This window comes from Actinomadura nitritigenes, assembly GCF_017573545.1.
Classification (GTDB): Bacteria; Actinomycetota; Actinomycetes; order Streptosporangiales; family Streptosporangiaceae; genus Spirillospora; species Spirillospora nitritigenes.
This window is the reverse complement of record NZ_JAGEOK010000002.1, coordinates 104,264-123,292: the sequence shown is the minus strand read 5'-3', so window position 1 is coordinate 123,292 and position 19,029 is coordinate 104,264. Positions and strand designations below refer to the sequence as shown.

At 74.0% G+C, this 19,029-nt stretch carries 17 protein-coding genes; 5 read left to right on the top strand and 12 right to left on the bottom strand.

The window, feature by feature from the left end; all coding sequences use genetic code 11:
- Positions 1-2 precede the first annotated feature (2 nt).
- Positions 3-1,064, top strand: coding sequence for a galactose-1-phosphate uridylyltransferase (gene galT / locus J4557_RS02865; RefSeq protein WP_208264750.1), 1,062 nt, complete (start codon positions 3-5; stop codon positions 1,062-1,064).
- Here galT and J4557_RS49225 read toward each other — a convergent pair.
- Positions 1,051-2,502 carry a hypothetical protein gene (locus J4557_RS49225; protein WP_243775199.1) on the bottom strand — a complete coding sequence of 484 codons (1,452 nt, stop codon included), beginning with the start codon at positions 2,500-2,502 and terminating at the stop codon, positions 1,051-1,053. The genes galT and J4557_RS49225 overlap by 14 nt on opposite strands.
- A gap of 140 nt (positions 2,503-2,642) precedes the next feature.
- Between J4557_RS49225 and J4557_RS02855 the strand changes: the two genes are divergently transcribed.
- Complete coding sequence (locus tag J4557_RS02855; protein ID WP_208264749.1) at positions 2,643-3,542, top strand: hypothetical protein; 900 nt, start codon at positions 2,643-2,645, stop codon at positions 3,540-3,542.
- A 12-nt stretch (positions 3,543-3,554) separates the two neighbouring features.
- Here the strand turns inward: J4557_RS02855 and J4557_RS02850 are convergent, their stop codons facing one another.
- The 11 genes from J4557_RS02850 to J4557_RS02800 all read right to left on the bottom strand — a co-directional run bounded on the left by J4557_RS02850 (position 3,555) and on the right by J4557_RS02800 (position 15,893).
- The gene (locus J4557_RS02850) at positions 3,555-4,541 is read right to left on the bottom strand and encodes an asparaginase (protein ID WP_208264748.1); all 987 of its coding nucleotides are present in this window, start codon (positions 4,539-4,541) and stop codon (positions 3,555-3,557) included.
- Positions 4,542-4,666: 125 nt separating this feature from the next.
- Complete coding sequence (locus tag J4557_RS02845) at positions 4,667-5,248, bottom strand: DUF4240 domain-containing protein (RefSeq protein ID WP_208264747.1); 582 nt, start codon at positions 5,246-5,248, stop codon at positions 4,667-4,669.
- A 75-nt stretch (positions 5,249-5,323) separates the two neighbouring features.
- Positions 5,324-6,265 carry a LamG-like jellyroll fold domain-containing protein gene (locus tag J4557_RS02840; RefSeq protein ID WP_208264746.1) on the bottom strand — a complete coding sequence of 314 codons (942 nt, stop codon included), beginning with the start codon at positions 6,263-6,265 and terminating at the stop codon, positions 5,324-5,326.
- Between the two features lie 61 nt (positions 6,266-6,326).
- Complete coding sequence (locus tag J4557_RS02835) at positions 6,327-8,417, bottom strand: PQQ-dependent sugar dehydrogenase (protein WP_208264745.1); 2,091 nt, start codon at positions 8,415-8,417, stop codon at positions 6,327-6,329.
- Positions 8,418-8,534: 117 nt separating this feature from the next.
- Positions 8,535-9,830: a hypothetical protein gene (locus J4557_RS02830; RefSeq protein WP_208264744.1), complete on the bottom strand. Its 1,296-nt coding sequence runs from the start codon at positions 9,828-9,830 to the stop codon at positions 8,535-8,537.
- Between the two features lie 37 nt (positions 9,831-9,867).
- Positions 9,868-10,671 (bottom strand): sugar phosphate isomerase/epimerase family protein, encoded by an 804-nt coding sequence (locus J4557_RS02825; RefSeq protein WP_208264743.1) that lies wholly within the window; start codon positions 10,669-10,671, stop codon positions 9,868-9,870.
- Positions 10,668-11,798, bottom strand: a complete 1,131-nt coding sequence (locus J4557_RS02820) for a dihydrodipicolinate synthase family protein (protein WP_208264742.1) — start codon at positions 11,796-11,798, stop codon at positions 10,668-10,670. Before J4557_RS02820 ends, J4557_RS02825 begins: the two co-directional genes overlap by 4 nt.
- Entirely contained in the window at positions 11,795-12,943 is a 1,149-nt protein-coding gene (locus J4557_RS02815) for a Gfo/Idh/MocA family protein (protein ID WP_208264741.1), read from the bottom strand. Before J4557_RS02815 ends, J4557_RS02820 begins: the two co-directional genes overlap by 4 nt.
- Before the next feature lie 83 nt (positions 12,944-13,026).
- Positions 13,027-13,830, bottom strand: a complete 804-nt coding sequence (locus J4557_RS02810) for an ABC transporter ATP-binding protein (RefSeq protein ID WP_243775198.1) — start codon at positions 13,828-13,830, stop codon at positions 13,027-13,029.
- Between the two features lie 20 nt (positions 13,831-13,850).
- Complete coding sequence (locus tag J4557_RS02805) at positions 13,851-14,873, bottom strand: ABC transporter substrate-binding protein (RefSeq protein WP_208264739.1); 1,023 nt, start codon at positions 14,871-14,873, stop codon at positions 13,851-13,853.
- 93 nt (positions 14,874-14,966) lie between these two features.
- Positions 14,967-15,893, bottom strand: a complete 927-nt coding sequence (locus J4557_RS02800) for an ABC transporter permease (RefSeq protein ID WP_208264738.1) — start codon at positions 15,891-15,893, stop codon at positions 14,967-14,969.
- 189 nt (positions 15,894-16,082) lie between these two features.
- On the opposite strand from J4557_RS02800, the gene J4557_RS02795 reads away from it, so the two are divergent.
- From J4557_RS02795 to J4557_RS02785, 3 genes are read left to right on the top strand one after another with little or no spacing between them, the layout of a single operon-like run.
- Positions 16,083-17,141, top strand: a complete 1,059-nt coding sequence (locus J4557_RS02795) for a LacI family DNA-binding transcriptional regulator (RefSeq protein WP_208264737.1) — start codon at positions 16,083-16,085, stop codon at positions 17,139-17,141.
- Positions 17,142-17,182: 41 nt separating this feature from the next.
- On the top strand, positions 17,183-17,803 hold the full coding sequence (locus tag J4557_RS02790) for an RNA polymerase sigma factor (protein WP_208264736.1): 621 nt from the start codon (positions 17,183-17,185) through the stop codon (positions 17,801-17,803).
- On the top strand, positions 17,800-18,861 hold the full coding sequence (locus J4557_RS02785) for a CU044_5270 family protein (protein WP_208264735.1): 1,062 nt from the start codon (positions 17,800-17,802) through the stop codon (positions 18,859-18,861). Before J4557_RS02790 ends, J4557_RS02785 begins: the two co-directional genes overlap by 4 nt.
- Positions 18,862-19,029: the final 168 nt, after the last annotated feature.

Genomic DNA, 19,029 nt, shown 5'->3' with positions numbered 1-19,029 from the left:
CGATGCACCGGACACGCGCGCGGCTCTCCGACGGCCGCGAACTCGTCTACTACGACGAGTCCCCCGGACGGGTGCCCGTTCCCGACCCCCGCGGGCTGCCGCCGGTCGAGCCGGTGTGCGAGGTCCGCCGCGACCCGCTGACCGGCGACCACGTCACGGTCACCGCGCACCGCAACACGCGCACGTTCTTGCCGCCGCCCGACCAGTGCCCGCTGTGCCCCGGCGGCCCCGCCTCGGAGATCCCCGACGACTCCTACGACGTCGCCGTCTTCGAGAACCGGTTCCCGTCGTTCGACACCCGGACCCCGGCGGTGCCGCCCGCGGTCGACGGCGCGGAGGTGTTCGCCCGGTTCGCCGGCGCGGGGCGCTGCGAGGTCGTCTGCTTCACCGACGACCACGACGCCGCGATGACGGACCTGCCGGTCTCCCGCGTCCGGACGGTCATCGACGCGTGGGCCGACCGCACCGCCGAGCTGTCGGAGATCCCGACCGTCCGGCAGGTGTTCGCCTTCGAGAACCGCGGCGTCGAGATCGGCGTGACGCTGCACCACCCGCACGGGCAGATCTACGCGTACCCGTTCGTCACCCCGCGGACCGAGCGCGTGCTCGCCATGGCGTCCCGGAACCCCGGCCTGTTCGACGACGTGCTGAAGGCCGAGCGGGCGGGCACCCGGGTGGTGCTGTCCGGCGAGCACTGGACGGCGTACGTCCCGGCCGCGGCGCGCTGGCCCGTCGAGGTCCACCTGATGCCGCACCGGCACGTCCCCGACCTCGCCGCGCTGGACACCGCCGAACGCGACGAGCTGGCCGTCCTCTACCGCGAGCTGCTCCGCCGCTGCGACGCCCTGTACGGCGCGCCGCTCCCGTACGTCGCGGGCTGGCACCAGGCGCCGACCGGCGAGGGCCGCGACCTCGTCCGGCTGCACCTGGAGCTGTTCTCCATCCGGCGCGCCCCCGACAAGATCAAGTACTTGGCGGGGTCCGAGTCGGGCATGGCGGCGTGGATCAACGACGTGCCGCCGGAGGCCGCCGCCGCGCGGCTCCGCGAGGTCACTGCCGGCTGAGCGTCCGGGTGATCCCGGCGGCGATCGTCGTCGCCAGCACCCAGCCCGCGATGACCAGCCCGTAGGCGAGCCACTGGTGCCAGCCGGCGGGCTTGAACGCGTTCTCCTGCCCGAAGGAGATGATGGGCAGCAGCAGGTCCAGCGTGTAGAACAGCGCGTTGAACGGCGGATGCTCGTCGGCCTTCAGCGGCGCGGGCGGATGCGGCCCGAACACCGCCGTGCCCGCCGCCAGCAGCCCCGCGAGCCACGCCGCCGCCCACAGCGGCCGGAACCCGTACCCGACCGTCACGTCCTGCAGGTACCCCCACAGCCGCGCGTACCGGGGCCGCGTCGAGCGGTGCCTGCGCTGCTTGGCCAGCAGGACGTTCCGCGCCGCCCGGTCGTCGCCCGCCTGCCGGTACGCGGCGGCGAGCTGCTCGTACGCGTGCGGGACGTAGCCCTCCTCGTCCCGCTCCAGCATCGCGATGCGGGCCTTGGCGGGGAGCCGCGGCGTGAGCGAACCGTACGTCAGGCCGTCCAGCCAGACCGTGCCGCCGAACGCGCCGGGCGCCGCGTGCAGCAGCCCGAAGCGGCCGCGCAGCAGGTTCACCGGGCCGTCGACCCGCGCCTCCCGCAGCCACACCTCCCCGATCACCGCGCTCGTCGCCCGCAGCGCGCAGGACGCGTCGGACAGCCGCGCGCTCGTCAGCACCAGCAGCCCGGGGATCGCCGCGCCGCGCAGACTCACCTCGCCCTCCATGCGCGCGCCGGTGGCGATCAGATCCGATCCCACGGTGAGGTTCTCGCCGTCGAACGCCCGCCCGCCCGGGGTCAGCAGCACGGCGCCTCTGAGGTTCAGCGTCCCCGCGACGGACGCGCCGTTCAGCCGGATCTCCCCGCGCGCCTCCAGGCCGGGCGCCCACACGTCGTCCTCGATGACGGAATGGTTGACGTGCAGGACCTCCTTCCGCGCGCCGTCCTCCCCGAGCCGCGCGCGCTCCAGGAAGAAGGCTCCGGCCAGCCGTGCCCCGCCCATCCGGATCTGCCCGGGGATGCGGCAGCCGGTGAGGCGCAGCACCCCGTCCACCTTGAGGGTCTCCGCCGCCAGGCCCGGCAGGAAGGAGCCGCTGAGGTTCAGCTGCCGCAGGTGCGCGCCGTACAGGTCCGGCGCCTCGTCGAAGCGGCAGCCCGCCAGCCGCACCGGATGCCCGACCGCCGCGTACCGCAGGTCGAGCCGCCCCGAGATCCGCGCACCCCTCAGCCGCAGCGCCGCGATCTCCCCGTCGGCCGCCGGTCCCAGCAGCAGCTTGCGCAGCACGTCCGCCCGGACCGTCCGCCCGGCCCCCCAGCCGCCGCCGCGCTCCGGATCGTCGTCCCCGTCCCGCAGGTCGACGGGCCGGCCCGTGGCGAACGCCCGCCACACGCGCCGCTCGACGGGGGTCAGATCGATCGGCTCCACGAGCCAGGAACCTACCGGCATCATCCGGTCCTTCGCCGAACAACCGGGCGAGGGCCGTCACGCGCGGCGCAGGGACGCGTCCGCTGCGTTTTCGTGCACTTCGCGGAACGATCTCACTCCGGTGTCCTAGCCTCCCAGGCATGCCCGAAAGCGTGCTGGCGCAGGGAGCGTTCGACGGTGTCGCCGCCACGGCCGCCGGGCCGCCGCTGGCGTTCACCTCGCGGGCCGGGCAGGGCGCCAACATCGGCCAGGCATGGGATCTGCGCACGCGCTCCGCGCTGGGCCCGCCGATCCCCGACTTCCCCGACCACCGCGCGGAATGGGCGTTCGGGCTGCTGCCGGACGGCGCGCCCGTGGTGGCCTGGACGCACCGCGACCGCGTGCACGTCCTCGACCTGTCCACCGGCGGCGAGCTCACCGTCGACGGGCAGCCCGACCTGCTCGGGCTCGCCGTCCACGGCGGGCGCGGCGCCGTCGTCGCCGTCTTCGGCCCGGCCAGCGACGCCCGGGTCGCCGTACTGGACGCCCGCACCGGCGACCTGCGCACCGAGTTCGGCGTCTGGCTCGGCCACTGGACGGCCATCGACCGCTGGATCCTGCACGCCGCCCCGGCGAGCGGGCCCCTCGTCGGCCTCGCCTGCGACACCGAGCGGACCATCGGCCTCCTCGACGTGGAGCGCGAGGAGGAGGCCGCGTCGCTGCCGTCCTCCGGCTCGCAGGCGGTGCTCGCCCCCGGCCCGGACGGCCCGCCGCTCCTCGTCCAGCCGTCCGGCGCGGAGGTGCTCACCCGGACCGTGGACGGCGACGCCGCGGTCGCGCTGCCCGCGCCGGGCGACATCGGCGCGGTCGCCGCCGCCGTCGCCGGCGGCCGTCTCCTGGTGGCCGCCGACGTCGGCGGCGAGTTGCTGGTGTGGGACGCCGCGTCCGTCACGCCGTCCCGTCGCGTCCCCCTGCCGGCCCGGGTGAACGACCTGGCGCTGAGCACGGACGGGACGCTGGTCGCGGCCACGGACGCCGGGCTCCGCCTCGCGTCCGCCTAGCCGTTCGCGCCGTCAGCCGCGCTCGGCGAACGCGGCGGCGACCCCATCCCTGCCGGCGCCCGCGGCGAGCATGACCCGCAGCAGGACGCGGGCCTTGTAGGGGTCGAGCATCCCCGCGTTGATCAGCCCGCGCCGCTGGAGATCGGTCTCGGAGCCGACCGCGCCGTAGGTGCCGCGCAGTACCGGCCCGGCCCCCGTCCGCGACGCGAGCACCACCGGCATGCGCTGCGTGAGATCGCCCAGGATGGGCGCGAACGCGGGCGGCACGTGCCCCACCCCGAAGCCCGCGACGACGAACCCGTCGCACCCCTCCGCGTTCATCATCGACGGATCGTCGTCCAGGACGACGGTGTGGAACCCCACCCGCACCCCGGCCAGTGCCGCCGCGTCGACCTCGACGGGCGCGCGGCGCGGCACGCCGCCGTGCACGCCGACCCGCCCCTCGTACACGGACCCGATCGGACCGGCGTTCGGCGACACGAACGCCCCGGTGCTCGCGCTGTGCGCCTTCCGCACCCACCGCGCCGCGTGGATCTCGTCGTTCATCACCACCAGCGCGCCGAGCCCCCGCGCCTGCGGCGCCGCGGCCACGTGCGCGGCCGCGAGCAGGTTGGCCGGCCCGTCGGGGCCCGCCAGCGTCGGGTTCCGCATGGCGCCCGTCATCACGAACGGTTCGTCATGGGGCCAGAGCAGGTCGGCGAGGAAGGCCGTCTCCTCCAGCGTGTCGGTGCCCTGGGTGACCACGATCCCGTGCGCCCCGTCCCGCACCGCGTCCGACGCCCGCCGCACCAGGTCGAGGATCCGCGCGAACGTCAACCGGGCGCTCGGGACGGCCTCGATGTCCTGCACTTCCAGCGGCACGCCCACGTCGGCCAGCCGGGGGACGGCGGCCGTCAGGTCGGCGCCGCTCAGCCGCGCCACGACCGTCCCGCCGTCCCGGCCGGGACCGTGCCCCGCCATCGCGATCGTCCCGCCCAGCGTGAAAAGCGCGACGCTCATCCAGGCCCCCTCACGAAGATCAACCCCGCCCAACCTATGCCTCGCGGAGTCCCCGCGCGCGCCGCCGTCCGAAGAAGGGGCGCCGTCCGAAGAAGAGGCGCCGTGCGGAGGAGAGGCCGCTGCCTCTAGCCTCGCGCTCGCGCCGGGAAGAGGGCGGAGAGCCGGGGAAGGCGCCGGGCGATCTCCGCCGGGTCGTCGAAGTCCCAGGACGGGTCGGCGGGCGCGGTGTCGCACGGCGTCTCGTGGCCGCGGGCGAGCAGGGCGTCGCTCAGGCCGTCCTCGTCTCCGGTGAGGCGCTCGTAGGCGGTGGCGGCCAGGTAGTTGAGCGACTCCCATTCCGGCCATTCCGCGTCCGACCATCCGCCCATCGGACGGCCCGCCAGGCGCCGGATGCCGGGCAGTTCCGCCAGCAGGTCGGGCACCGCGGTGACGAGGCGGAACGTCCGGCGGCCCTGGCCGATCAGCCAGGGCTGGAAGTACCAGAAGGCGTCCATCGAGCACAGGCCGCCCATGATCAGGTACGCGGCGCCCCAGAGCGCGTGGGTGTCGGACCGCAGGCGCGTCTCGTCCTGGCGGACCTGGAAGTCGGCGATCTCGCTCGGCGGCAGGCGGACGAGCCGCTCTTCGAGCCAGGCCAGCCGGCGGCCCGGGTCGGGGGAGTGGCCGCGGGACCGCTCGACCAGGCCCCAGAACTCGTCCTCGGTCATGCGGGGCAGTCTGGCAGCCGGGTATGACAGGGCCGCCGGTGCGCTCGGGGCGCACCGGCGGCCGGGGGGAGGGGTTCAGCGCTTGGCGATGCGGTACTGGAGGCGCGCCTCGTCGGGGGTGATGGCCCGGTCGAGGAACATCAGGCCGTCCATGCGGCAGTTGCAGGGGTTCGCCTCGCGGGTGTTCTGCGGGAAACTGCCCCCGATCTTGATACCGCGCGGGTCGGTGGCGGAGGTGAGGTGCGGGCTCGGCGTGCCCTGGAGCTTCCAGGGGTCGCCCGAGACGGTGTAGAAGCCGTCGAGGGGCTCGCCGTCCTTGTAGAGGGCCATCTTGCCGGTGTCGTAGTCGAACGTGGCGGCGAGGTGCACCCAGGTGTTCTGCGGAAGGAGGGTGCGCCAGTCCGCGTTCGCGGCGAACGTCTGCGAGCTGCCGCCGTCGATGCGGCGGCCGAGCGCGACGAGCCGGAGGGTGCCGGAGACGTCGATGATCTCCAGCAGGGCGCGGACGGCGTGCCCGTCGGAGTCGCCGGTGAGGACGCCGATGAGGCCGACCGCGTTGTACACGTCGTCGGGGTTCGCGGTGCCCGAGTTGGGCGACGGGTTCGTGCCGGTCATCTTGAACCAGCCCGCGACGGTCGCGCTGCGCGCGGCGTTGAACGCGTGCAGGGACGGGACGCCGGTAGCGGAGTAGACGCCGGCCTTCCAGTCGTCGTTGCCCGCGGTGGACGGGTTCACCTGGCCGAGCTGGATCGCGTGCCGGCGGGCGCCGTCCCGGACGCGCATCGCCGCGCCGCCGTTGACGAGGCCGATGGTGGTGCCGGAGCGGCCGAGGTCGCGCTCCTGGGCCGCGTCGCCGCGGACCGGGTGCTCGAAGTCGTAGTACGAGACAAGGTTGTTCTTCAGGGACGGGGCGACGCCCGGCGCCGGGGACGCCTGGGCCGGCGCGGCGAGCGAGGCGGCGACGACGGACGCGCCGAGCAGGGCGGTCGCGGCCGTGACGCGGCTGCGGAGCAGCATGGAGGGTCTCCTTCTGGTGCCCCCGGGCGGGCGGGGAGGGCCCGCCCGCCCGGGGAGGCCGTTACCGTGCCGGGTTCGCGTGGACGGTCAGGTCGCGGAGCCGTCCGATGTTGTCGAACGACCCGAAGCCGACGCGTCCGGTCGTGAACGTCTTGTCGAGGGCGGTCATGGCGGGACGGGTGGAGCCGTCCACGTAGACCGCGATCTCGCCGGTGTCGGCGCAGTGCGCGACGCGGACGCGGTGCCAGTCGGCGTCGGTGATGGTCGGCGGGGCGCCGTGCGAGCGGTTGGCGTTCCACTGCTGGTCGATGCGCAGCCGGTCCGCGCCGTTGACGACGAAGATGCCGTTGTGCGGGTAGATGCTGTTGTCGGTGGACAGGTGCGCGTAGTAGAAGTGCGTGTCGTCCTGGTAGCCGAAGACGATGATCACGTCACGGTTGATGATGTCGACCGGGGTGTCGAGCCGCACCTCGGCGTCGATCCTGGACGAGCCGAGCACCGGGCCCGACTTCAGCACCGCGTACTCGAAGGGGCGGCGCGGGCCGGGCCGCTGGGTCCCCTCCTCCGCGAGGACGACCTCGTTGCCCGGGAACCGCCACTTCGACGGCGTGACGGGCGCCCAGTTGTCCGCCGCCATGAGGCGGCTCTCCCGGACGTCGTTCGGACGGCAGCCGGCGTAGCTCTTGGTGCCGACGACCTTCCAGATCTTGCCGTTGGCCTTGGCGAGCAGGTAGGGCTCGCCCTTGGCGTCCGAGCCGTAGCGCAGGTCGACCCGGTTGTCCCCGGCGAGCTGCCTCATCGTGACGGGGTTGCCCTTGGTGTCGTACGCCGCGAGCGAGTAGATCTGCGCGCGGTGCTTGCCGGCCGGGTCCCGCTTCATCTCCGACTCTTCGGTGTACATGAGCCGGCCGTCGACGATGTCGGTGAACAGGTACTTGCCGCGCAGGGCGGGGAGGGCGGCGCCGCGGTAGACGTAGCCGCCGGAGATCGCGTGCCCGGTGTCGCTGGAGCAGTCCCAGTTCGCGGGCGGGTCGTGGTCGTAGGCCGCGACCGGGTAGTCGTAGTTGTTCTTGGCGTCGTCGGCGGGCAGCGGGTACAGGTGGCAGCGGTCGTCCTTGCGGAAGGTGAACGCGCCCTCGCGCTCGCTCCAGCCGATGTTGTCGCCGGCCTTCACCTCGTGGATCGACTCGATCTCGTGCTCGCCGATGTGCGCGAGGAACATGCGGTGGGTGCCGCCGGTGTCCCAGCTGAAGCGGTGCGGGTCGCGCATGCCGTAGGCGTAGATCTCGCCGACCTTGCCGGACTGGCCGGCGAACGGGTTGTCGGCGGGGATGCCGTACTTGCCGTTCGCGGAGTCGGTCCCGGCCGGGTCGATCCGCAGGATCTTGCCCTGCGGGACGCCGAGGTTCTGCGGGTCGCCGCCGTTGTCGCCGACGTTGCCGTTGCCGCCGTCGCCCACGGACAGGTAGAGCTTGCCGTAGTCGGCGGAGCCGCGCTTGGCGTTGGGGTTGAAGTCGATCTGCTGCAGGTTGTGGATGCGTCCGGCGAAGCCGATGCGCAGCAGCTCGCGGTGGGTGCCGTGGAAGGTCTGCGCCTTCGGGTCGTCGGCGGTCCACTCGTCCACGACGCCGTGGTAGCCGGTCTTCGGCTGCGGCGTGAGGTCGGGCGTCTTCGTCTTGAGCGCGTTGCCCGACTCGACGTGCGTGGTGTAGAACTTCCCGTTCTTCTTGAAGTCGGGGTCGAACGCGACGAAGCCGAAGCCCTGGCCGAGGCCGGCGGCGGAGTAGAAGTCGGGGAAGGCGGCCTTGACGTCGAGGTAGACGTGCGACTTCCCGGTCTTCTTGTCGAGCAGGTACAGGTTGCCGTTCAGGTCGGGGACGTAGAGCCGGCCCGAGTGGTCGGGCACCTCACCGACGTAGTTGATGCGGTTCCAGCGCTGGAGCCGCGGGTCGGTGGGCGGTGCGGAGGGCTCCGACTTGGGCAGCTGGGCGACCTCCTTGAGCACGAGGCCGAGTCCGGACGGGGCGGGGTCGTCGGGGATGGGGTCGAGGATCGGGGCGTCGTCGCGCGCCTGCGCACCGGCCGGGAGCACGGTGATGAGGGCGGCGAGCATCGCCAGGGTCGTCAGCAGGCACCATCTCAGTTTTTTCATTCCGACCGTCCAAGGTGGGGGGGATGGGTGGGGGACGGAGTGGGACGGAGTGACGTGACTGGAAAGCGCTTTCTGGAAGCGCTTTCCCGAAAACGTACGACCGGCTCTCGCCTGCCGTCAAGGACGAATTCGGAGCCGGATCGGGTGGCCGGAGGCCGGCCGGGCGCGCGCCGACCGGGCATGCGCGAGCGTCGCGGCGGCCGACACCGCGAGCCCGACCGGAGCCGCCGCCGCGTGCCCGGCCAGCGTCAGCGCGACGGCGAGCACCGCGCCCGGCGCCCAGATCCACGTCCGGACGGGACGGGCGGGACGCCCGCGCCGCCGCCGCGCCGCCTCGGCGGCCATCGGCGGGACGAGCGCCGGCAGCGCGGCGGCCAGCACCGTCAGCCAGTCGAGCAGCATCCGGTCGACGCGCAGCGCAGCGAGCACCGCGCCGGGCACCGCGATCGCCAGCACGCCCCACACCTGGGCGCCCGGCCGCGCCCGCGCGCCGGGCGGACCGTCCGGCCCGCGCCCCGCGGGGAGGAAGCGGCGGACGGCGAGGGCGCCGGAGTGCACGGCGGCGAACGTCGGCGCGATCACCGACGCGGCGACGAACAGGTTCGCGGCGGGCAGCCCGTCCGGGCCGGCCAGCACCGCCACCACGTCGGTGGATCCGCTCGCCGCCGCCACGCCCGCGCCGACCACCGACGCCGCCAGCGCCGGGCCGACCAGCAGCGCGACGCACGCCGCGAGATCGCGGCGGCCGCGCAGCCCGGCGGTGAAGTCCGGCGCCCGCACCGCGAACACCGACACGTAGCCGATGTAGCCGGCCAGGTCGGCGGCGAGCCCGGCGAACGGGCCGTCCCGCGCGAACGACACCGGCGACGCGGGCGGCGGCAGCCGCACCGCGACGATCCCGATCAGCGCGATGGCGGTCAGCGTGGTGGCGACCGCGATCGCGTTCCAGCGCCCGCCGCCGGCCAGCAGGACCGCGGCGATCGGGACCGTCAGCAGGACGGCCCCGGCCGCGTCCGGCAGGCCGGTGAGCGCGGCGAGGGCGGCGCCGCCGAGCCCGACGTTGAAGCCGAACCAGCCGGCCATCGCGACCGCGAGCAGCGCGGTGAACGCCCGCTCGGCGACCGGCGGCAGGTAGCGCGGGGCGAGGACGGTCATGCCGGCGCCCTCGCCCGCGGGCGGGCGCAGGCCGAGCCGTCCCTGCGCGGCGAGCAGCGCCGTCATCACGGCGCCGCCCGCCGCGAGCACGGCGACGGGCAGCGCGCCGCCGTGCCGCCCGCCGACCTGCGCGCCGAGGACGAGCGCGCCCGGCGCCGTCCCGATCCCGAGCCACGCCCCGGACGCCGCCCGCCACGTCCGCCCCTCGCCCTCCCCGCCCGCCGGCGCGCCGCGAGCCGCCGTTCCGCGCGCCCTCACGGCGACGGCTCGCCGCGGGTGGACGTCGCCCGGGGGGTCATACGACGTGCTGGGCGAAGCGGGACAGGGCGAGGTCGAGGGCGGCGGGGCCGGGCATCGCCCAGAGCTCGTCGTTGAAGATCTCGACCTCGATCGGGCCGGTGTAGCCGGTGGCGTCCACCGCCTCGCGGAACCGGCGCAGCTCGATGCGGCCGTCGCCGAGCATGCCGCGGCCGGTGAGGACGCCCTCGGGCAGCGGCGTCACCCAGTCGGCGACCTGGAACAGCGCGATCCGGCCCTCCGCGCCCGCGCGCGCGATGCCGTCCCACACGTCCGGGTCCCACCACAGGTGGTAGGTGTCGACCATGACGCCGACCTGCGCGGACGGGAACGGCGCGGCCAGGTCGAGGGCCTGGGCGAGGGTGGAGACGACGCACCGGTCCGAGCAGTACATCGGGTGCAGCGGTTCCAGCGCCAGCCGGACGCCGTGCTCGCCCGCGTAGGGCGCCAGCTCGGCGAGCAGGTCCGCGACCCGCGACCGGGCGCCGTCCAGGTCCCGGGAGCCGTCCGGCAGGCCGCCGCTGACCAGGCACAGGACGGGGGTGCCGAGCGCCGCGGCCTCCTCGATCGCGCGGCGGTTGTCGGCCAGGGCGTCCGGGTTCTGGAAGAAGCCGCTCCGGCACAGCGACGTGACCGCGAGGCCGTGGTCCCGGACGAGCTTCGCGGTGCGGGCCAGGCCGTACTCGGCGACGGGCTCGCGCCACAGGCCCACGCCCGCCACGCCGGCGGACGCGCACCCCGCGAGCAGGTCGGGGACGGGCCAGTGCCGGGTCGTCCACTGGTTGAGGCTGAACCTGGTCATGCGGCCCCCTGGACGGTCAGCCAGGCGCGCATCCGGGTCGCGGCGAGGTCCGGGTCGGGGAGGAGCCCGGCCGCGTCGGCGAGCCGGAACAGCCGGGTCAGGTGCGGGACGGACCGCGCCGACTCCAGCCCGCCGACCATCCGGAAGTGCCGCTGGTGGCCGGCCAGCCAGGCGAGGAACACGACGCCGGTCTTGTAGTAGAAGGTGGGGGTCTCGAAGAGGTGCCGGGCGAGCGGCAGCGTCGGTGCGAAGATCTCGTCGTAGGCGTCCGAGCCCCGGTCGAGGGCGTGCAGCGCGGCGGCGGCCGCCGGGGCGATCGGGTCGAAGATCCCGAGCAGCGCGTCGCTGTGCCCCTCGGCGTCGCCCTTGATCAGCTCCGGGTAGTTGAAGTCGTCGCCGGTGTAGAGCCGGACGCCGGCCGGCAGGCGCCGCCGGAACGCGATCTCCCGGCCGGCGTCCAGCAGCGAGATCTTGACGCCGTCGACCGACGCGGCGTGCTCGCCGATGAGCGCCAGCACCGCGTCGGCGGCGGCGTCCAGGTCGGACGAGCCCCAGTAGCCCTCGAGCGCCGGGTCGAACATCGGGCCGAGCCAGTGCAGGACGGCCGGGTTCCGCAGCTGCGGCAGCAGCCGCCCGTACACCGCCGCGTAGTCCTCCGGCCCGCGCGCGGCGGCGGCGAGGTGGCGGCTCGCCATCAGCACCGGGACGGCACCGGCGCCCTCGATGACGCCGAGCTGCTCCTCGTAGGCGGCGGTGATCTGCTCCAGGGTCGCCGGGCCGGGCGGGAGCTGGTCGGTGCCCGCTCCGCAGACGATCCGGCCGCCTGCTGAAAGCGCTTCCTCACTGCTGCGCACGATGAGCTCCCGGGTCGTCGCCCAGTCCAGCCCCATCCCGCGCTGCGCCGTGTCCATCGCCTCCGCGACGCCCAGCCCGTACGACCACAGGTGGCGGCGGAACGCCAGCGTCGCGTCCCAGTCCAGCGAGTCGCCGAACGGATCGGCGACCACGTGCGCCGCCGCGTACGCGACCCGCGACGACGCCGGCCCGGACGGCGGGGGATAGGCGCGCGGCTCGCCCATCGTGTACGGGACGAGCGTCCCGTCCGGTTCCGGCAGCTCGATCTTCATCGCCGCAGCTCCGGCACCTCGAGGCGGCGCCCCTCGCGCCACGCCTGGAGCCCGAGCTCCGCGAGCTGCACCCCGCGCGCGCCCGCGTAGAAGTCCCAGGAGAACGGCGCGTCCTCGGTGACGTGCCGCAGGAACATCTCCCACTGCGTCTTGAAGCCGTTGTCGAACTCGGTGTTGTCGGGGATCTCCTGCCACTGCGCGCGGAAGTCCTCCGTCGCCGGCAGGTCCGGGTTCCACACCGGCTTCGGCGTCATCGACCGGTGCTGGACGCGGCAGCGCCGCAGCCCCGCGACGGCCGACCCCTCCGTCCCGTCGATCTGGAACTCCACCAGCTCGTCGCGGAACACCCGGGTCGTCCACGACGAGTTGATCTGCGCGACGATCCCGCCGTCCAGCTCGAAGATCCCGTACGCGGCGTCGTCGGCGGTCGCCTGGTACGGCTTCCCGTCCTCGTCCACCCGCTCGGGGATGTGCGTCGCACCGAGCGCCTGCACGGACCTGACCTGGGCGATCGCGTCGAGCACGTACCGCCAGTGGCAGAACATGTCGAGGATGATCCCGCCGCCGTCCTCGGCCCGGTAGTTCCAGGACGGCCGCTGCGCCTCCTGCCAGTCGCCCTCGAACACCCAGTAGCCGAACTCGCCGCGCACCGACAGGATCCGGCCGAAGAAGCCGCCGTCGATCAGCCGCTTAAGCTTCAGCAGGCCCGGCAGGAACAGCTTGTCCTGCACCACGCCGTGCTTGATGCCCGCCTCGTCGGCGAGCCTGGCGAGCGCGAGCGCGCCCGCCAGGTCGTCGGCGAGCGGCTTCTCGGTGTAGACGTGCTTCCCGGCCGCGACCGCCGCGCGGATCGCCTCGACGCGGGCGCTGGTGACCTGCGCGTCGAAGTAGACCTCGGTGTCCGGACGGGCCAGCGCCTCGTCCAGGTCGGTCGTCCAGGCGTCCAGCCCGTGCCGCGCGGCGAGGTCCCGCAGCTTCGTCTCCGACCGGCCGACCAGCACCGGCTCCGGCCACAGGTCGGTGCCGTCCGCCAGCCGCAGCCCGCCCTGCTCGCGGATCGCGAGGATCGAGCGCAGGAGGTGCTGCCGGTATCCCATCCGGCCGGTCACGCCGTTCATGACGATCCCGATGGACTTGCGTGCCATCCCGTTCCTTCCCAGCCTTCGTAATGTGGGCAGTGGTGATGGAGCCGGCGTCGCGAGGAGCCGGCTCGACGGTGGAGGAGCCGCTAGTCGAGCGCCGCGCCGGCGCCGAGGAGCCTGCGGATCCGGCCCGTGACGCGGGCGAACTCGGGCTGCGCCATGGTCTCGGCGTAGTCCCGCTCCGCGGGCAGGTCCACGTCGATGACCTCGGCGATCGTGCCGGGCCTGTCGGTCATCACCACGACCCGGTTCGCCAGGTACGCGGCCTCGGCGACCGAGTGCGTGACGAGCAGGACGGTGGTCCCGGTCTCCCGCCAGATCCGGTTCATCTCGATGTTGAGCTGCTCGCGGGTGAGCGCGTCGAGCGCGCCGAACGGCTCGTCCATCAGCAGGACGGGCGGCTCGTGCAGCAGCGCCCGGCACAGCGCGACCCGCTGCTGCATGCCGCCGGACAGCTCGTGCGGCAGCGCGTCCTCGAAGCCGGTGAGCCCGGTCATCTCCATCAGCTCGGCGGTGCGCCGCCGCGCCTGCTCGGCGGGCATCTTGCGCATCTCCGCCTGGAGCAGGATGTTCTTGCGGGCGCTGCGCCACTCCAGCAGCGCGGCCCGCTGGAACACGTAGCCGATGTCGGCGCGCGGTCCCGCGACCTGCTCGCCGCGCAGCCGGACGGTCCCGCTGGACGGCTTGAGCAGCCCCGCGACCAGCTTCAGCAGGGTCGACTTCCCGCATCCGGACGGCCCGACGATCGCGACGAACTGCCCCATCGGGACGTCCAGCGACACCTCGCGCAGCGCGGTGACGTCGCGCTTCTTGCTGCGGAACCGGACGGCCACCTCGTCGATCCCGACGGCGGAGGCCTGCTCCGCCGCGGCCTTCCCCGGTTGGCTCATGGTCTTCATCGCCCGTCCGCTCATCCCTGCGCCGCCAGCTGCGGCGACCAGTACTTCGACGGCTCCTCGGCCTTGCCGATGACCCCGGTCTGCTGGAACAGCGTGATCGTCTGCTTCCAGTCGTCCTCGGTGTCGACGCCGGGCGCCTTGCCCTGCGTCGCCTGCGTGTGCAGCAGCGTCAGCGTGGTCTTGAACTGCTCGGCCACGACCGGCGTGGGCGGCAGCTGCTCGGACGCGCCGGCCATGCTGGCGACCGCGCCCTGCGGGTCGGACTCGGCGGCGCTCCACGCCTCGCTGGTGGCGGCGACCATGTCCTTGACCAGGTCGCCGTCGCTCTTCAGCTTCCGCTCGCCGACCAGCAGGCCGTTGGAGAAGAAGTTGACCCCGAAGTCGGAGTAGCGCAGGTACGACACCGGCTTGCCGGACTTGCTCGCGACCGTCGGGCCCTGGTCGTTGGCGAACCCGACGAGGCCGTCCGCCTTGCCGGAGATGACCGCGGCGATCTTCCCGGCCGGGTCGGTGTTCTGCAGCTGGACGTCGCTCTCCGACAGCCCGTTCTTCTTCAGGAACACCGGGAACGTGCGCGACAGCGCGTCGCCCGCGGTGATGGCGATCTTCTTGCCCTTGAGGTCGGCGGGCGCCTTCAGGTTCTTGCTGCTGAACGCCTGCACCGACGCGGGCGTGGTCTGGAGGAACACCCCGATGCTCTTGATCGGCATGCCCTTGTCGACGGCGGCGAGCAGGGCCGGGGTGTCGGCCCAGCCGAAGTCGGTCTGCCCGGCGCCGGTCGCCTGGACGGTCTTCTGCGAGCCCTGGCCCGCCTTGATCTCCAGGTCGATGCCGTGCTTCTCGTAGATGCCCTTCTTCTTGCCGTAGTAGAACGGCGCGTGCTCGCCGTAGGGGTACCAGTTCAGCGTGAGGGTGACCTTCTTCAGCTTCTTGCCCGAGGCGCCGGTGGTCTCGCCCGAGTCGCCGCCGCAGGCGGCGGCCGCCAGGGCCATGGCCGGGACCAGGACGGAGACGGCGAGGATGCGGAGTTTCATGGGACGGTCCTCCATGGGTGGGGTGAGCTACCGGCCGGACGGCCGGTTCGTGGAGGCGGGTTCGGACGGGGCCCGTTCGGAACGGGCGCCGGGTCAGTAGGTGGTGGTGACCGCCTCGCCGCGGCGGCTGGCGTGCCAGGGGAGCAGCAGCTTCTCGGCGATCTCGACGGCGACGAACAGCACGACGCCGATGGCGGACATCACCAGCAGCCCGGCGAACAGCATCGGGGTGTCGATGTTGCCGTTGGCCTGCAGGATCACGTAGCCGAGGCCCTCGTTCGCGCCGACGAACTCGCCGACCACGGCGCCGGTGACGGCCAGCGTCACGGCGACCTTCAGGCCGGAGAACAGGTGCGGCAGCGAGGCCGGGAGCCGGATCTTGCTGAAGGTGGCGAACGCGCTCGCGCCCATCGTGGACGACAGCTGCAGCATCTCCGGGTCGACCGCCTTCAGCCCGGCGACCATCGAGATCACCACCGGGAAGAACGCGATCAGCACCGCCACGACGATCTTGGGGCCGATGCCGAAGCCGAGCCAGACCACGAACAGCGGAGCGATCGCGATCTTGGGGATGACCTGCGCGAACAGCAGGATCGGGTAGAGCGTGCGCTCGACCGTGCTGGAGTACACCATGATCACCGCGGCGAAGACCCCGATGGCCACCGCGAGCGCGAAGCCGATGAGGGTCTCGTAGGTCGTCACCCAGGTGTGGTGCCAGATGTAGCCCCACTTGTCGCCCATGAGCTTCAGCGTCGTCCACGGCGAGGGCACCAGGTACGCCTCGACCAGTTTGAACGCGGTGATCGCCCACCAGGCGGCGAAGCAGGCCACGAGCAGCGCGACCGGCCGCCAGGCCGACTCCAGCGCGCCCGCGATCCGTTCGCCCGCGCCCGGCCGGGCGCGGGCGACGACCCCCGCGGCGTCCGCCGCCGGCTTCTCGTCCGACGTGCCGTGCCCGCGCCGGGGCCGGTTCGCCGAGCGCGGGGGGTCGTCCCCCCGCGAGAGGTGCTGACTCACCATGGTTCCTCCGGGACCGTGCCGAGAAAGCGCGTTCAGAAAGCGCTTTCTGAGGTACCGTAAGAACCTGCGCCGGGCGCGGTCAAGAGGGTCTTTCCGAACCGGCCCGCCGCGCGGCGGCCGGCGAGGGGCCGCGGGACGGCCGCGTCTCCCGCCCGGAGGCGCGGGAGACGGCTCCCACGAGGAGGACGCATGACCGAGGCGGCGGACGAGCCGCGCACCGGGGACCGGGCGTACGTGACGCTGCAGGACGTCGCCCGGCAGGCCGAGGTGTCGCTGGCCACGGCCTCCCGCGTGCTCAACGGGACGTCGCAGGTCAGGGCGGACCTGCGGGAGCGGGTGCTGGCCGCCGCCGCCGAGCTCAGCTACACCCCGAACGCGCACGCCCAGGCGCTCGCCAGCTCCTCCAGCAAGGCGGTCGGGGTGATCTGCCACGACGTCAGCGACCCCTACTTCGCCGCCGTCGCCCGCGGCGTGATGCGCACCGCCGCCGCGCACGGGATGCTCGTCATGCTGGCCAGCACGTTCCGCGACCCGTCCCGCGAGATCGAGTACGTGGCGATGCTGCGCGCGCAGCGGGCCCGCGCGATCCTGCTGATCGGCTCCGGCTTCGAGGACCGCGACTGGGAGCGCTCGATGGCCGGCGAGCTGGAGCCCTACCAGCGCACCGGCGGGCGCGTCGCGGTGCTCAGCCGGCACCGCAGCCTCAAGGTCGACGCCGTCCTGCCGCAGAACCGGGAGGGCGCCGGGGCGCTCGCCCGCGCACTGCTCGACCTCGGCCACCGCGACTTCGCCGTCCTCACCGGGCCCCGCGCGCTCACCACCGTCTCCGACCGGCTCGGCGGCTTCACCGAGGCGCTCGCCGAGGCGGGCGTGCGGCTGCGCGAGGAGCACATCGTCGAGGAGTCCTTCACGCGCGACGGCGGGTACCGCGCGGCGACCGAGCTGCTGCGCCGCGAACCCCGTCCGACCTGCGTGTTCGCGGTGACCGACGTGATGGCGATCGGCGCGCTCGCCGCGCTGCGCGACCACGGTGTCGCGGTGCCGGGCGAGATCTCCCTCGCGGGCTTCGACGACATCCCGATCGTGCGCGACCTGGCGCCGCCGCTCACCACCGTCGCGCTGCCGCTGGAGGCGATGGGCGAGCACGTCATGGGCCTCGCCCTCCGCGAGCCGGCGGCCCGCCGCAGCCGCATCGAGCGCGTCGCCGGCCACGTCATCCTGCGCGACAGCACCGCCGCCCCCCGCTGACCGTCAGGGAACCCGCGCGCCCGCGCGGACATGAGACGGGCATGAACCCGGATACCCCCACGGACGCCGACTTGTGGCGCCGGGCGAGGGACGGCGACGAGCGCGCGTTCGGCGTGCTCTTCGACCGTCACGCGCGCACCGTCTACAACCACTGCTTCCGGCGGACGGCGAGCTGGTCGGAGGCCGAGGACCTCACCTCGGTGGTCTTCCTGGAGACCTGGCGGCGGCGGGCCCGCGTCGACCCGCCGTCCGGCTCGCTGCTGCCCTGGCTGTACGGCGTCGCCACCCACGTCCTGCACAACCACCGGCGCAGCCTGCGCCGCCATCGGGACGCCCTGGCGCGGATGCCCGCGCCGGTGCCCGAGCCGGAGGACGCCGATGAGGTCGCGGCGCGGCTGGACGCCGAGCGGCGGATGCGGCGGGTCCTCGACGCGATGGGGAGGCTGCCGCGGCGCGACCGCGAGGTGCTGATCCTGTGCGTCTGGGAGGAGCTGGACTACGCCGAGGTCGCCGAGGCGCTCGGGATCCCGGTGGGGACGGTGCGGTCGCGGTTGAACCGGGCCCGCGGCAGACTGCGGGGCCTCGTGGCGGAACCCGAGCCGCCAACCGGACACAAGAGGAGCAACAAGAGCAATTCGCACCTCGCGGAGGAGAGCCGATGAACGACCTGATGCCACCGCCCCGGCGGGACATGCCGCACGTCGAGGCCCGCCGCGCCCACCTTCTGCGCGAGACGCGCGAGCGCCGCGCGGCGCCTGCGCACCGGACGGTGCCGCGCTGGACGTACGGCGGGCTCGGCGCCGTCCTCGCCGCGGGCGGTGTCGCCGCGGCCGTCGCCCTCGTCCCCGCCGGCGGGGACGGCGGCGCCGTGCGGAACGGACCGGGGCGGTACGAGAACGTCGCCGCGACCGAGGTCTTCGGCCGCGCGTCCCAGGCCGCCGCCGCGCAGCCCGACCTGCACCCCCGGCCGGACCAGTTCGTCTACACCCGGTCCAAGGCGTTCCAATCGGCGCCCGCGGGCGCGCGCGGCGGTGGGGCGCGGCAGTGGACCGACCGCGAGGACTGGCTGTCCGCGGACGGCAGGCGCCCCGGCGTCGTGGTCGAGACCGGCGCCGGCGACACCCTGGGCAGGATGTGGGTGTGCCGGGGTTCGGCCGACTACGACCGCCGCGAGGCCGACGCGAAGGCGCACGGGCATCAGCCGAAGGTCGACCTCGCCGACCCGCCGAAGGGCTGCCGCAACCAGCCCGCCGTGCGCGGCGGCCTGCCCGCCGACGCCAAGGCCATGCGGGCCTGGCTGTACCGGCACGCCAAGCCGGGCGCCCCGTCCGACGTCGGGGCGTTCCTCGCGCTCGGCGACGCGCTCAGGTCCGGGTACATCGGGTCGACGACCCTCGCCGCCCTGTTCGAGGCCGGGAAGACGATCCGGGGCGTCACCGTCACCCGCAACGCGGTCGACACCGCCGGGCGCCGCGGCATCGCGGTCGGGCAGACCTGGCGGGGCGACCGCCACGAGCTGATCTTCGATCCGAGGACGTACCGGTACCTGGGCGAGCGCCTGCTCGTGGACCACCGCGACACCGTCACGCCGACCCCGGGCGCGCCGTCGAACGGCGTGACGCCGCCGACGGGGACCGGGCTGAAGGACGGGACCGTCCTGTCGGGATACGCGCAGATCCGGGTCGCGATCACCGACCGCGTCATGCAGCCCCCGCGCTGACCGCCCCGCGTTGACCTGCGGCGAGTCCTCGTTGCGGCGGCGGCCCTAACGACGACTCGCCGCACCTCAACGGAGGGGGGCGGGGCGTGCAGGTCGGTGAACCCGGGTGAAAAGAAACAGGACCCGCTCGGTGTGCGAGCGGGTCCTGAGCGCGGCCGAATATACGGC

What these genes read in the sequence shown, in the direction of transcription:
- galT (WP_208264750.1), top strand. Translation starts at nt 3, where the DNA reads ATGCACCGGACACGCGCGCGGCTCTCCGACGGCCGCGAACTCGTCTAC.
- J4557_RS02855 (WP_208264749.1), top strand. Translation starts at nt 2,643, where the DNA reads ATGCCCGAAAGCGTGCTGGCGCAGGGAGCGTTCGACGGTGTCGCCGCC.
- J4557_RS02850 (WP_208264748.1), bottom strand. Translation starts at nt 4,541, where the DNA reads ATGAGCGTCGCGCTTTTCACGCTGGGCGGGACGATCGCGATGGCGGGG.
- J4557_RS02845 (WP_208264747.1), bottom strand. Translation starts at nt 5,248, where the DNA reads ATGACCGAGGACGAGTTCTGGGGCCTGGTCGAGCGGTCCCGCGGCCAC.
- J4557_RS02840 (WP_208264746.1), bottom strand. Translation starts at nt 6,265, where the DNA reads ATGCTGCTCCGCAGCCGCGTCACGGCCGCGACCGCCCTGCTCGGCGCG.
- J4557_RS02835 (WP_208264745.1), bottom strand. Translation starts at nt 8,417, where the DNA reads ATGAAAAAACTGAGATGGTGCCTGCTGACGACCCTGGCGATGCTCGCC.
- J4557_RS02825 (WP_208264743.1), bottom strand. Translation starts at nt 10,671, where the DNA reads ATGACCAGGTTCAGCCTCAACCAGTGGACGACCCGGCACTGGCCCGTC.
- J4557_RS02820 (WP_208264742.1), bottom strand. Translation starts at nt 11,798, where the DNA reads ATGAAGATCGAGCTGCCGGAACCGGACGGGACGCTCGTCCCGTACACG.
- J4557_RS02815 (WP_208264741.1), bottom strand. Translation starts at nt 12,943, where the DNA reads ATGGCACGCAAGTCCATCGGGATCGTCATGAACGGCGTGACCGGCCGG.
- J4557_RS02810 (WP_243775198.1), bottom strand. Translation starts at nt 13,830, where the DNA reads ATGAGCCAACCGGGGAAGGCCGCGGCGGAGCAGGCCTCCGCCGTCGGG.
- J4557_RS02805 (WP_208264739.1), bottom strand. Translation starts at nt 14,873, where the DNA reads ATGAAACTCCGCATCCTCGCCGTCTCCGTCCTGGTCCCGGCCATGGCC.
- J4557_RS02800 (WP_208264738.1), bottom strand. Translation starts at nt 15,893, where the DNA reads ATGGTGAGTCAGCACCTCTCGCGGGGGGACGACCCCCCGCGCTCGGCG.
- J4557_RS02795 (WP_208264737.1), top strand. Translation starts at nt 16,083, where the DNA reads ATGACCGAGGCGGCGGACGAGCCGCGCACCGGGGACCGGGCGTACGTG.
- J4557_RS02790 (WP_208264736.1), top strand. Translation starts at nt 17,183, where the DNA reads ATGAACCCGGATACCCCCACGGACGCCGACTTGTGGCGCCGGGCGAGG.
- J4557_RS02785 (WP_208264735.1), top strand. Translation starts at nt 17,800, where the DNA reads ATGAACGACCTGATGCCACCGCCCCGGCGGGACATGCCGCACGTCGAG.